This is a genomic window from Methylocystis sp. L43 (genome assembly GCF_015709525.1).
Classification (GTDB): domain Bacteria; phylum Pseudomonadota; class Alphaproteobacteria; order Rhizobiales; family Beijerinckiaceae; genus Methylocystis.
Window position 1 is genome coordinate 138,429 of record NZ_JADNRA010000033.1, and the last position, 13,147, is coordinate 151,575.

The 13,147-nt window shown below is 64.4% G+C and carries 11 protein-coding genes; 3 read left to right on the plus strand and 8 right to left on the minus strand.

Annotation, left to right across the window (positions count from 1 at the left end; genetic code table 11):
- Nucleotides 1-6: 6 nt before the first annotated feature.
- Nucleotides 7-363, minus strand: a complete 357-nt coding sequence (clpS, locus tag IYX23_RS14110) for an ATP-dependent Clp protease adapter ClpS (protein ID WP_196393475.1) — start codon at nt 361-363, stop codon at nt 7-9.
- Between the two features lie 267 nt (nt 364-630).
- On the opposite strand from clpS, the gene IYX23_RS14115 reads away from it, so the two are divergent.
- Together IYX23_RS14115 and IYX23_RS14120 are read left to right on the plus strand one after the other, a co-directional pair.
- Entirely contained in the window at nt 631-981 is a 351-nt protein-coding gene (locus IYX23_RS14115; RefSeq protein ID WP_196393387.1) for a hypothetical protein, read from the plus strand.
- Nucleotides 982-1,223: 242 nt separating this feature from the next.
- Nucleotides 1,224-2,807, plus strand: a complete 1,584-nt coding sequence (locus IYX23_RS14120) for a DEAD/DEAH box helicase (RefSeq protein WP_196393388.1) — start codon at nt 1,224-1,226, stop codon at nt 2,805-2,807.
- Between the two features lie 64 nt (nt 2,808-2,871).
- On the opposite strand, the gene IYX23_RS14125 is transcribed toward IYX23_RS14120, so the two are convergent.
- The 5 genes from IYX23_RS14125 to rpmG all read right to left on the minus strand — a co-directional run bounded on the left by IYX23_RS14125 (nt 2,872) and on the right by rpmG (nt 6,140).
- Nucleotides 2,872-3,306: an HIT family protein gene (locus IYX23_RS14125; protein ID WP_196393389.1), complete on the minus strand. Its 435-nt coding sequence runs from the start codon at nt 3,304-3,306 to the stop codon at nt 2,872-2,874.
- Nucleotides 3,307-3,472: 166 nt separating this feature from the next.
- Nucleotides 3,473-4,336 (minus strand): prephenate dehydratase, encoded by an 864-nt coding sequence (locus tag IYX23_RS14130; RefSeq protein WP_196393390.1) that lies wholly within the window; start codon nt 4,334-4,336, stop codon nt 3,473-3,475.
- Complete coding sequence (locus IYX23_RS14135) at nt 4,333-5,079, minus strand: 3-deoxy-manno-octulosonate cytidylyltransferase (protein ID WP_196393391.1); 747 nt, start codon at nt 5,077-5,079, stop codon at nt 4,333-4,335. The genes IYX23_RS14130 and IYX23_RS14135 overlap by 4 nt, the downstream gene beginning before the upstream one ends.
- A 4-nt stretch (nt 5,080-5,083) precedes the next feature.
- Nucleotides 5,084-5,497 carry a hypothetical protein gene (locus tag IYX23_RS14140; RefSeq protein ID WP_196393392.1) on the minus strand — a complete coding sequence of 138 codons (414 nt, stop codon included), beginning with the start codon at nt 5,495-5,497 and terminating at the stop codon, nt 5,084-5,086.
- A gap of 475 nt (nt 5,498-5,972) precedes the next feature.
- Entirely contained in the window at nt 5,973-6,140 is a 168-nt protein-coding gene (gene rpmG, locus IYX23_RS14145; protein ID WP_014892635.1) for a 50S ribosomal protein L33, read from the minus strand.
- 369 nt (nt 6,141-6,509) lie between these two features.
- Between rpmG and IYX23_RS14150 the strand changes: the two genes are divergently transcribed.
- On the plus strand, nt 6,510-7,508 hold the full coding sequence (locus IYX23_RS14150; protein WP_196393393.1) for a hypothetical protein: 999 nt from the start codon (nt 6,510-6,512) through the stop codon (nt 7,506-7,508).
- A gap of 238 nt (nt 7,509-7,746) precedes the next feature.
- Here the strand turns inward: IYX23_RS14150 and rnr are convergent, their stop codons facing one another.
- A complete protein-coding gene (gene rnr / locus IYX23_RS14155) occupies nt 7,747-10,014 on the minus strand; it encodes a ribonuclease R (protein WP_196393394.1) in 2,268 nt (755 codons plus the stop codon).
- Between the two features lie 142 nt (nt 10,015-10,156).
- Nucleotides 10,157-13,105: a type I DNA topoisomerase gene (topA, locus tag IYX23_RS14160; RefSeq protein WP_196393476.1), complete on the minus strand. Its 2,949-nt coding sequence runs from the start codon at nt 13,103-13,105 to the stop codon at nt 10,157-10,159.
- Between the last annotated feature and the right edge of the window lie 42 nt (nt 13,106-13,147).

Consider the following 13,147-nt stretch of genomic DNA (forward strand, 5'->3'; position numbering starts at 1 on the left):
CTCGTCCTATTTCTTTTCCATGATGCATTGCAGAGGATGCTGATGCTTCCTTGCAAAATCCATGACCTGGGTGACTTTGGTCTCAGCGACCTCGTAGGTGTAAACGCCGCATTCGCCGACGCCGTGATTGTGGACGTGGAGCATGATGCGGGTGGCTTCCTCCACGGATTTGTTGAAATATTTCCGCAGCACCATCACCACGAACTCCTGGGTCGTGTAGTCGTCATTCAACAGAAGCACCCGATACATATTGGGCTTGCGCGTCTGAGGACGCGTGCGCGTGACGAGCGCAGTTCCGGCCCCAGGACCGACGTCGCCTCCCTTGCGCGGCTCCTTGGCCGCTCGCGGCGCATTGGCCGCCATCGCTAGCGTTAAATCCTCCGCCGCCACGTCTTCACCCTTTCGATCCTTTTTCATGTAGGTCGGCACAGTGGTTCTTTTAGGGTCGACTCGCAGAATCTGGGCCATTTCCACGGTAAGAGAAATCAAGAACATCGCTAGTTTTGAGCTTTCCCCCCGGCTTGGCAAGGGGTCGCGCACGCGCCGCCGCCGGCTTTTGGCGAAAGGCGCATCAACAAAAAATTTACCGTCGCAAGATTAGCGTCGCACCGCTAACCTTCAGGCTCTCAAGTGCGTCGAACCGTCGAGCATCGCCGTTTAAGCCAACCCCGCGCCGGCCTTCCGGCGGGCGTTTGGAGTCTTGCGGCGCTGTCGATCGCCGCTTGTTTGTGCAGCGTGCTCGGCGCCAAGCTGCTCTCAAATATGTTTGAGCCTCCCGAAGCGCGAGCGCCTGCGGGCTTTTCCCGGGGGGCGGAAGCCGATCTGCCCAGTCTTGCCAAGGCGGCGCCGCAAGCCGAGGCGCCGGCGCCGACCGGACAACGCGACGTCGACCATTTGCCGACAGGTGCGATCCCGGACAAGCGCAAAGGGCGTCAGCCCTTGACGCCTTGCGGCGAAGCTGGCGAAATCGCCGATCGTTAGTTTTTTTGCGACCAACCCTCGTATGCGCGGCCAGACGTGCGCATATATTTATTGACAATTCGCCAATTGCCCGTAAAGCATTCCCGTGGCTATCGCCCGCGCTTCTTTGCGGCGGACCGTCGGCGGGCCACATAGCCGTTGCGGCGACGACGGCGACTTCTCTCAACAATCCACGCGCGCTTCTTTACGGCTGGCGCGCAAGCGGAATTTCCGCACATGCGAGCCGTAATTCAGGATAATTAATGACATTCGAAGAACTGGGCCTTTCCCAAAAGGTTCTCGCAGCCGTCCAAACGTCCGGCTATACGACCCCCACGCCGATTCAGGCGCAGGCCATTCCACCCGCCTTGCAGGGGCGCGACATTCTCGGCATCGCCCAAACGGGCACCGGCAAGACCGCCGCCTTCACCCTGCCGATGCTGAGCCGACTCGAAAGCGGCCGCGCCCGCGCCAGAATGCCGCGAACGCTTATTCTGGAGCCGACGCGCGAACTTGCCGCGCAGGTCGAAGCAAGCTTCGCCAAATACGGCAAGAACCATCGTCTCAACGTCGCGCTGCTGATCGGCGGCGTCGCCTTCGGCGAGCAGGAAACCAAAATCATGCGCGGGGCCGACGTGCTGATCGCAACGCCGGGCCGCCTTCTCGACTTCTTCGATCGCGGCAAGCTGCTGCTCACGGGCATCGAAATCCTCGTCATCGACGAGGCCGACCGCATGCTCGATATGGGCTTCATTCCCGACATCGAGCGCGTCTGCAAGCTGGTGCCGTTCACGCGGCAGACGCTCTTCTTCTCTGCGACCATGCCGCCCGAAATCACGCGGCTAACCGAAGCCTTTCTGCATAATCCGATCCGTTGCGAAGTCTCGCGCGCCGCGACGACGGCGACCACGATCCGGCAGGTTCTCGTCGCGTCGCGGGGCCACGCCGATAAGCGCGAGACGTTGCGCAAGCTCATTCGCGACGCCGATAACTTCAAGAACGCGATCATTTTCTGCAACCGCAAGCGCGACGTTGCGACCCTTCATCGCTCGCTCGTCAAGCACGGCTTTTCCGCTGGCGCCCTGCACGGCGACATGGATCAGCTGGCGCGGATGGCCTCGCTCGAGGCGTTCAAGAACGGCGATGTGTCGCTGATTGTGTGTTCGGATGTGGCGGCCCGAGGCCTGGATATTCCGGACGTGAGCCATGTGCTCAACTTTGACGTCCCGACGCATAGCGAAGATTACGTGCACCGGATCGGCCGCACCGGCCGCGCCGGCCGGTCGGGCGTGGCGATCACGCTCGTCACCGGAGACGACATGAAATACATCGATCAGATCCAGAGCCTGATCGGCAAGGCGATCGACTGGGAGGGGCCGGGCTTCGACGCCTTGCCGCCGCCGATGGAGACGAGTCGCCCGCAAGAGCGCCGCGGCGAGCGCGCTGAACGCGGGTCGCGCCGCGAGCGCGGCCGCCGGCCAGCCGCCACCGAGGGCGAAGCGTCCGCCCACCGCCGCTCAGCCGCCCCCGAGCGCGAAGCGCCCGTCAGCCGCCGGCCAGCCGCCGCGGAACGCGACGCGCCCGCCAATCGCCGGCCAGCCGCGGCGGAACGCGACGCGCCCGTGAGCATGGGCCGGACGCGCGGCGGCCGCGCCAAGGCGGAGGGAGAAGGTCTCCGGCCTCCGGCCTATGGGGCGCCGGCCGGAGCGCCGGTCGCAGACCGTCGTGAGCGCCGCCCGCGCCATCATGAAGACGATGGCCCCCCCGTCATCGGTCTGGGCGACCATGTGCCCTCGTTTCTGCTGCGCCCGGTGGCGCTGAGGCCGGCGAAGGTCGGCGAAGAATAGGTTTTCCAGCAGGCTTGCCTGGTCAAAGGCTTGCCCGATCAGGCAAGCCTGCGCCGCGGCGGACTCATCCTTCGAACGGCGCCATAGCGGCGCGAATTTTCTCCGCCTGTTCGGCGAGCTTTGCATCCTCGGCCATGGTCCCCGGAGGGCGCAAGGCGACGCCGTCCCAACGCGGCAGCAGGTGGAAGTGCAGGTGATAGATCACCTGTCCGCCGGCGCTTTCGTTAAATTGGTGCAGCGTCAGGCCGTCCGCGGCGAACGCCTTTTCGATCGCCTTGGCGACATGCTGCACGCGCTTCATTAATTGACCGAGCGTTTCCGACGAGACGTCGAGGAGGCCGCGTGCGCCCTCCTTCGGAATCACCAGAACATGGCCCTCGGCGCGCGGCATGATGTCCATGAACGCGAGCGAGATGTCGTCCTCATAGACCTTATGCGCAGGGATTTCCCCGCGCAGAATCTTGCCGAAAATATTATTGGGATCATAGGCGACGGCCATGGGCTGTTCCCTTCGAGCGCTTGCTCCAAATTCATTTTGGCCGTTCCGACGGGCGCTTGCGTCTTAAGGGACGTCGCTCATGGCGCGAACGAAGCGTCGCTTGGGGCGACAGTCCGTTCCCGGCTGGAAGAAGGCCGGCAAGGAAAGCAATTGCGCTTGAGGCCTGTCAATCCCCAAAGGCGAAGGCGCGGATATTCGTGAGGCGGAAATCGCTCGCAGGATAGACGCCGAGAATCTCCACTTCCTTGGAGAAGAACTGCAATTCTTCGAGCGCCCGCGCCATCGCCGGCTGTTCGGGATGCCCGTCGGCGTCGGCGAGAAAGCGCGTCGCGGCGAATTCCCCGTCAACCATGTAGCTTTCGAGCTTAGTCATGTTGACGCCATTCGTCGCGAAGCCGCCGAGCGCCTTGTAGAGCGCGGCCGGCACGTTGCGCACGCGAAAGATGAAGGTGGTGATGGTCGAACCCGCATTCGGCGCCGCCCATTGCTTGGTCTTCGACAGTACGATGAAGCGCGTCGTATTATGCGCCTCGTCCTCGATGTTCTCCGCCAGCACGTCGAGGTCGTAGATGTCGGCGGCGAGTCGCGGCGCGATCGCGGCCTTCGTCGGATCGCCCCATTCGGCGACTTCGCGGGCGGCGCCGGCGGTGTCGCCGGCCGTATGCGCGGCGAGGCCGAGTTCGCGGATGGCGCGGCGGCACTGACCCAGCGCATGGACATGGCTGTAGACGCTCTTGAGCCCCTGCCGCGTCGCGCCTCTGGGCGCCATCAGATGAAAATGGATCGGCAGGAAGTGCTCGCCGAGGATATGCAGACCGGAATGCGGCAGGAAATGGTGAATGTCCGCGACGCGTCCGGCGATGGAATTTTCGATCGGGATCATGCCAAGCGCGGCGCGCCCCTCGGTCACCGACGCGAAGGCGTCCTCGAAGCTGGCGCAAGGAAGCGGCGTCAGTTGCGGAAAGGCCTGACGGCAGACGAGGTCGGAATTCGCGCCGGGCTCTCCCTGATAGGCGATATATTGCGTCACTTTGGGTCCTGTTCGCGCGCCGCGGCGCGTAGCGCGGTCAAATCGCGTTCCGTATCCACCGATGGGGCGGCTTTGTCCAGCAGCGCGGCGTCGATGCGCATGCCGGCCTCGAGCCCGCGCAGCTGCTCAAGCCCTTCGCGCAGTTCAAGCGAGGAGGGCGGCAGCGATGTGAACCGTTCCAGAGCGGCGCGGCGAAAGGCGTAGACGCCAATGTGCTTCAATCGCGGCCCGTCGCCATAGGGGGCGGGCGCTCTCGTAAAGTAAAGCGCGCGAACCCGTCCAGGCGCGAGCGAGGCTCCGACGAGCTTGACGGCGTTGGGGTCGCCGACGTCTTCGGCGCGCGCCGGGCAGGCGAGGGTGCCGATGTCGACGGCTGCATCGTCGAGAAGCGCGAGCGCCGTTTCAAGCGCCCCGCCAGGAAGCAAGGGCTGGTCGCCCTGCAGATTGACGACGGCGCCATGCCGACCCTGCGGGTCGAGCGCCCGCAAGGCTTCGCCGATTCGATCGCTGCCGCAGGCGTGAGAACCGCGCGTGAGCGCCGCTTGTCCGCCGACCGACTCGATCGCGCGCGCGATCTCGGGAGAGTCGGTCGCGACCACGACAGGTCCGAGCGCTGCGGCGCATGCGCGCTCCCAGACGTGGACGATCATGGGCCGACCGTCGATTTCGGCGAGCGCCTTGCCGGGCAGACGCGTCGAGCGTAGACGCGCCGGAATAATGACGATCGGCGCGAGCGCCTGCACGGCGCTAATAGGCGTTGCTGTCCTCGGCCATCCAGCCTTTTTCGCTCTTCACGAAATGCAGCGTGCCTTCGCTCGTGTGCACTTCGGCCTTGGTGAATGTCCGGTCGTTGTCGAGGCCGAGAAAGGCGCATGTTCCGCGCTCGCGCTCATCAGCGCATTTGGCTTCGAAACCCTCGGGAAACTGAATTTCAGCCTCATACATCAATTCGTAAGCGTCGACGTCCTCGCGCTTCACTTCGCGGCCCTGCACCTTCTTGAAGGACACGAGCTTGGCGTCCACGCCATTCTTCTCCAGAAGATTGCGCAACACCTTCGCGCCCGTGGCGTCGCCGGGCATATGATCGCCGCAAGCGGAAAGCGTCAGGGTGATCGAGACGCCGGCCACGACGCCGAGAACAAAGCGGAATCCAGAAGCCATCTACTCCTCCGGCGCCGCGTTCATCGCAGCGCGATGTTATTTGCTTCGATATCGCACAAACGCTTCACAACTCAGCGTCTGTGAAAATTCATATCAGATAGTTGCATTTTTGTGCAGCCGGAGTAACGTGACTGCGCCAAATGAGTTGCGCGTCTGGCGGCGTCGAAGGGCCTGTAAGAAGACCCATGGCGTGCGTAAGCGTTCGATGCGTATTCGGCACAACTTTGAATACCCTGCGGAGTGCTCAGGTCCGCCGCATCTCCTGGGTCCGTGGGGTTGGCCGACTGGCGGTGGTTGGAGTGGCCTCCTTGAAGCCATCGTCAGTCGGCCGCCTTCCCCAAAGCGGTTTCTTCTCCAGCAAAATACCGAATCCAGCCAAAAAATAGCGAAGCGTCCCTGCGGCGACGCTCCTTCAGGCTAGACCAGCGATTGTGACGAACGCCTCGGCAAGGCGCGCGCGTTTATCTGCGCGCGCTTACTTGATCTTGGTTTCCTTGAATTCCACGTGCTTGCGCACGACAGGATCGTATTTCTTGAAGACGAGCTTTTCCGTCTTGGTGCGCGCGTTTTTCTTGGTCACGTAGAAATAGCCCGTATCCGCCGTGGACAGGAGCTTGATCTTGATCATGGCGGACTTGGCCATCGCTCATCCCAGTCTATCAGAGAAATGAAATCGTCCCGGTCGCTGAGCGCGCCGGGAGCGAATTGGCCGGCAACATACGTGCGGCGCGAACGATGTCAAGAAGGCGCGCCGGGCCAGCCTGAGTCCAGAGCGATTCGAGCCTCGTCAAGAGGATACGGCAAAGAACAGCCATAATTTTGTTGATAAATCCCAAAGAGCAGCGGCCTTGGCCGGAACGACTCCGGCGAATTGCGCGGCAATACTCGGGCGGGAGGAAAATATCTCGTAAGTAGCTGGTGCTCGCGCGCGCCGTCGAGCGCGGCGCCCGCATGTATCGACGTGAAGAAGTGCTTCCTTCGCCTTCACGCGAACGCGCTTGGAGTGAGTAGTATGAGCGTAACACTCGAAAAGCGGCGCAAAGTCGCGGAGTTGGAGAATTTTGAACGGCGGATACTCCAAGAGAAGCGACGCCTCTTAAGAGAGCTCGAAAGCTTGGAGAAGCCCTTCCGCAACACGCGCGCGATGGGCTGGATCAAGGATTTTTCGAGCGACGTCGCTGGCGAGTGGCGCGCCGTCCAGGGCGCAGCGTCGTTCAGAGCGCCGATCTGGTTTTATGTCGTCGCGGGGGCGATCCTGCTCGGAGGCGTCGTCGTCGCGACTCTCGCGATGAGAGGCGCGCCCGCGCCCCGCGCCGATGGCGCGACGCTGCGTCAAGTCGAAACGCCGACGACGCCTGTGCGGATCGATCAGCCGACTCCGGCGCCCGCGACTGAGGCCGCGCAAGCCGCCGACGCCGCGCCATCCTCGGCGCTTACGGTTAGCGCCCCGCCGGACACAATTGCGTCTCCGACGCCGCCGACGCCCGGCTCCAAGGAGCTAAAGCAGCGGCTTCTGGAGGCTCAGGCCGCGACGGAGCCCTTGCCCGAGCCGCTGCCGCCGCCCCAAAAAACCGACGTTCCCGCCGCCGCGCCGGCGCTCGGCGCCGCGACGGTTCCGCCGCTCGATGCGGCGCTGCCGAAAACCGCTTTCGACGACGCGCCGCCCGTCGATACGGCCGCGACGGCGGAGCCGGACGACGAGGCGCCAGCGGCGCGGACTACTGCGGCGCGCGAAAGCCAGCGCGAGGACGAGCCCGCGAACGAGGGTCGCCGCGCAAAATGCTTCGTCAAGGTCGATGGACGGGTTCTCTTCGAGCGCAGCTGCATGCTCCGCCAGCCCAGGCGCTCGACGCTGACGCTCAACGCCGGAGACGACGCGGTCGTTCTGACGCAAGATCATGGACGGACGTGGACGGCGAGCCTCGGCGGCCGCAGCCTTGGCAAGGTCTATCGGACGGGGGAATGCTGGGGCAGGCGCCGCCAGGTCTTCATCTGCGCGAAGGGCGCGTGAGCGCCCGGCCTATCGGTTCTTCGCTCGCGTAGAATCATTGAAGGGCGCGACGCGCTCGCTGGCAGCTGCGGATACAATGGCAGCCCCGCCGATCGTTAGCGGCGGGGCTTTTGCGTTTTCTCGAAGGCATGAATTCAACTTTTTCGATTACGCGGTCGTAATTTTTGAAAAGCGTAACGGCGTTTGGCGAGAAATCGAGACATCGGTTCTCGGGCAAACGTAAGTCTCGACCGTCAAACTACCGTTTGCGGCGCGCGGGCTTTCGCTCGCGTTCCTTTTTTGCGCCATTGCGCGGCGGCGTGCGGCGTTCGCCGCCGCTCACGACCTCGAAGCGCAAGGCGCCGGCGATTGGGGCCGCCTCGATCAGCTTCACTTCTATAATATCCGCCAGACGGTAGCTGACCCCCGAGCGCGAGGTGAGCGCATGGGCGGCCTCGTCATAGGCGTAATATTCACGGCCCAGCGTCGCCGCCGGCACGAAGCCGTCGGCGCCCGTCTCGGCGAGGCGGACGAACAGACCGGACCTCGTGACGCCGGAAATACGCGCCTGAAAGCGCGCGCCGATCTGGTCCGCGAGATGATGCGCGATGAGCCGATCGACCGTCTCGCGCTCCGCCGCCATGGCGCGCCGCTCGGCGGCCGAGATGCGGGCGGCGATCTCCGCGAGTTCGCCGACCGGCATCTCGGGCAAGGCGCCTTCGCCGAATTTCAGCGCGCGAATGAGCGCGCGATGCACGATCAGATCGGCGTAGCGGCGAATGGGCGAGGTGAAATGCGCGTAGCGGCGCAGATTGAGTCCGAAGTGCCCGTAATTCTCATGCGTATATTCGGCCTGCGCCTGCGTGCGCAGAATGATCTCATTGACGATGTTCTCGTGCTCCAAGCCCTTCACGCGACCCAGGATCACATTGAAATGCGCGGGGCGCAGCGCTTGGCCCTTGGCGAGCTTGACGCCGATCGTCGCGAGAAATTCCGAAAGCGCCGAGACCTTTTCGCGCGAAGGTTCGTCATGGGCGCGATAGATCAGCTGCTGGCGATGCTGTTCCAAGGTTTCGGCCGCCGCGACATTCGCCAGGATCATGAATTCTTCGATCAGCCGATGCGCTTCGAGCCGCGGCGGAATGATGACGCGGTCGAAGGAGCCGTCTTTCTTCAACAGGATCTTGCGCTCGGGCAGATCGAGATCGAGCGGCGCGCGCAGATTGCGGGCGTGCCGCAGCGCTTCATGCGCGGCGTAAAGCGTTTGCAGCACCGGGGCGAGCAGCGGCTTCGTGGTTTCATCCGTGCGGCCCTCGATTGCGTCCTGCGCCTGCGCATAGGCGAGCTTGGCGTGCGAGCGCATCATCACGCGATGAAAACTGTGGTCGATCTTCCTGCCCTTGCTGGTGACGCGCATGCGCACGGCGAGCGCCGGCCGATCTTCATTGGGGCGCAGTGAGCACAGGTCGTTGGAGATGCGCTCGGGCAGCATCGGCACGACGCGGTCAGGAAAATAGACCGAATTGCCCCGCTCCAAGGCGTCGCGGTCGAGCGCCGAGCGCGGCGTCACATAATGCGCCACGTCGGCGATCGCGACCGTCAGGACGAAGCCGCCGTCATTGTCGGGCGCACTGTCGGGCGCGGCGTGAACCGCGTCGTCGTGGTCCTTGGCGTCCGGCGGATCGATGGTGACGAGCGGCAGATCGCGCCAGTCTTCGCGTCCGTGCAGAGACGCAGGCCGCGCGCGCTCGGCCTCCGTCGTCGCCTCGGCGCGAAAGACGTCCGGAATGTCATGCGCGCGCAGCGCGATGAGACTCACCGCCTTTTCGCCCGTCACCGAGCCGAGCGTTTCGCGGACGCGGGCGCGCGGCGCGCCAAAGCGCGTCTTGCCGACGAGATCGATCGAGACGAGGTCGCCGTGCTTGCCTGCGCCGATATCGGCCGCGGCGACGGCGAGTTCGCGTCCGGCCTGCTTCTTGTCGATCGGCTCGATGCGGCCGGCGCCATTCGCTTCGATATGCAGCACGCCGAGCACGCGTTGCCGCTGGCGCGACAGGAGTTTGACGACACGTCCGACATAGGGCGGCTCGTTCGGTCCGGCGTCGCGGTCGGGCTCGGCGCGAACCAGCGCGCGGTCGCCGACGCCGGGCAGGGGCTCGCCCGGCCGGGCGCGGCGCGGCGCGTGGATGCGGATGCGCGGGGCCGGCCCCAGCTCGTCCTCGTCCCATTCGACGGGCGCGGCGATCATCTCGCCGTCGCGGTCGCGCGCGATGATGTCGACGAGCGCAACCGCCGGCAGCGTCCCCTTGCGGTTCACGCGCTTGCCGCGCTTTTCCAGGAGGCCTTCGTCCGCCATCTCGGCGAGCAGGCGCTTGATGGCGATGCGGTCGTCGCCGACGACGCCGAAGGCGCGGGCGATTTCACGCACGCCGATCTTGCGCGGGCCGCCCGCCTCGGTTTCGCGGGTGATGAAGGCGAGGATGTCTTCGCGAGAGGGCGCGTGTTTTACTTTATCTTCTTTCGCCAAGGGCTCGCTCAAAAGAGGCAAGAAAATCGCCGTTCGACGCGGCGGGCGTGCACTTCAACCGGACTCGGCATCACACATATAGGACGCCGGCGGCAAAGTTGAAACGCTGGCTCAAGATCGGCGAAATTCGAGAAGCGTTCCTCTACTTCGCCGCGGCTTTTTTCGTCGCCAGCTTTTTGGCGGGCGCCTTCTTGGCCGCAGCCTTCTTTGCGACCGTCGGCGCGACCTTCGCGGGCTGGGAATCGTCGAAAGGCGCCTCGTCGCTGTCTTCGATTTTCTTCTTGGCGTTGGTCGGCGCTTTCTTACTGGGCGCTTTCTTGGCAGGCGCTTTCTTCGCCGATTTCTTCGGCGCGCCGCCCTTGGCTTCGATCAGGCGCAGGGCCTCTTCAAGAGTCACGTCCTCGGCTGAAGCGCCCTTGGATAGCGTCGCGTTGATCTTTCCCCAATTGACGTAGGGGCCGAAGCGCCCGGCGCGCACCGTGATCTTGCCGCCGTCGGGATGGTCGCCGAGCGCGCGTCCGCCGGCCGCGTCGCCGCCGCCCGCAGCTTTCGCGGCGAGCAGGGCCAGCGCCGATTCGAGCGTCAACGCCGCAGGGTCGTCGCCCTTCGGAATCGTCGCATTGACCTTGCCCCAATTGACATAGGGGCCGAAACGGCCAGCCTTGACGGTCACCGATCCGCCCTGAGGGTGATCGCCCAGCACGCGCGCCGGCTCTGACGGACCGCGCGAGAAACGGGAGCTCCCGCCGCCCGACTCCTTCTGCACGATGAGATCGATGGCGCGGTTGGCGCCGATGCTCAGCACGTCGTCGTCGCGGCCGATATTGGCGTAGGTCTTGCCATGCTGGACATAGGGCCCGAAGCGCCCGATGCCGGCGACGATCGGATCGCCGCTCGTCGGATGTTTCGCGACTTCGCGCGGCAGCGCGAGCAGAGCGATGGCCTGCATCAGCGTCAGATCGTCAGGCCTGATGCTCTTGGGGAGCGACGCGCGTTTGGGCTTTTCGCCGCCTTCCTCCTGCTCGCCTTCCTGCACATAGGCGCCAAAGCGCCCGTCCCGCAGCGTGACCTCTGCGCCCGTCTCGGGATTGACGCCCAGAACCTTCACGCCCGGCCTCGCCGCGTCGGCGGCGTCGCCCGTCGGCGGCGACAGAGTGCGCGTGTAGCGGCACTCGGGATAGTTGGAGCAGCCGACGAAGGCGCCGAACTTGCCGATCTTGAGCGAGAGCTGACCGTTGTTGCAGGCCGGGCACAGCCGAGGATCGCCTCCATCCTCCTTTGCCGGGAAGACGTGGGGACCCAGCAGCTCATTGAGGCTGTCGAGCACTTCGCTGACCCGCAAATCCTTGGTGCCGTCGACGGCGGCCGAGAAATCTTTCCAGAAGTCGCGCAGCACCTGTTTCCAGTCGATCTCATTATTGGAGACGAGATCGAGCTTTTCTTCGAGGTCGGCGGTGAAGTCGAATTCGACGTAGCGCGAGAAGAAGCTTTCGAGGAATGCGACGACGAGGCGTCCCTTGTCCTCGGGCACGAGGCGCTTCTTATCGATCCGCACATAGTCGCGGTCGCGCAGCACGGCGAGCGTCGAGGCGTAGGTCGAAGGGCGCCCGATGCCGAGCTCCTCCATGCGCTTGACCAGCGTCGCTTCCGTGAAGCGCGGCGGCGGCTCGGTGAAATGCTGGGTGGCGTCGATTTTTTCGCGCGTGCAGGGCTCGCCCTGCGCCATCGCCGGCAGGCGACCGCCGTCCTCGTCCTCGCCGTCGTCGCGGCCTTCCTGATAGAGCTCAAGGAAGCCCGGGAAGCGAACGACCTGACCCGTCGCGCGCAGCTCCAGCGCGCGAGCGCCGGCTTTGTTGGCGTCGGTCGCTTCCGCTCCGACGCGGGCGTCGATGTCGACGGTGGTTCGCTCCATCTCGGCCGACTCCATCTGGCTGGCGATGGTGCGCGTCCAGATCAGCTCATAGAGCTTGGCCTGCTCGGGTTCGAGATATTTGGCCACGTCCTTGGGCAATCGAGCCGGGTCGGTCGGGCGGATCGCCTCGTGAGCTTCCTGGGCGTTCTTGGCCTTCGTCGTATATTTGCGCGGAACCTTCGGAACGAAACGGTCGCCGTACGTCTTTCCAATCACGCCGCGCACGCTGGCGACCGCCTCGGGCGCCATGTCGACGCCGTCGGTTCGCATATAAGTAATGAGACCCGCCGTCTCGCCGCCGATGTCGACGCCTTCATAGAGCCGCTGGGCGATGCGCATGGTGATCGCCGGCGCGAGCCCGAGCTTTCGCGAGGCTTCCTGCTGCAAGGTGGAGGTCGTGAAGGGCGCGTAAGGATGGCGCTTCACCGGCTTCGCTTCGACCGAGCGCACCACGAAGGCGGCGGTATCCAGCGCCTTCTTGAAGTCCTCGGCCTCCTGGCCAGCGCCGATGTCGAGCCGCGATATCTTCTTGCCGTCAGCGCCGACCAGGCGCGCCGTGAAGGGTTCGCCCCCCTTGGTCGTCAGATGGGCGACGAGCGACCAATATTCGCGGGCGACGAATTTCTCGATCTCGAGTTCGCGGTCGCAGACGAGTCGAAGCGCGACAGACTGCACGCGGCCGGCCGAACGGGCGCCGGGGAGCTTGCGCCACAGCACCGGCGACAGGGTGAAGCCCACGAGATAGTCGAGCGCGCGGCGCGCGAGATAGGCGTCGACCAGCGCCTGATCGATTTCGCGCGGATGCGCCATCGCCTCTTGGATCGCCGACTTGGTGACCGCATTGAAGACGACGCGCTCGATCTTCTTATCCTTGAGCACGCGCTTCTTGTTCAAAATGTCGAGCAAGTGCCAGGAGATGGCCTCTCCCTCACGGTCCGGGTCGGTTGCGAGGATGACTTTGTCGGCGCCCTTCACCGCCTCGGCGATGGCGGCGACGCGCTTTGCGCCCTTAGCGTCCATCTCCCAGACCATGAGAAAATCCTGGTCGGGGTCGACCGATCCGTCCTTGGCGGGAAGGTCGCGAACATGGCCGTAGCAGGCCAACACATTGAAATTCTTGCCTAAATATTTGTTGATCGTCTGCGCTTTGGCCGCTGATTCGACGATGACGACATTCATTTCGTGATAATTCCAGGAGGCGCGCCGGCTTGGCGAGCGGCG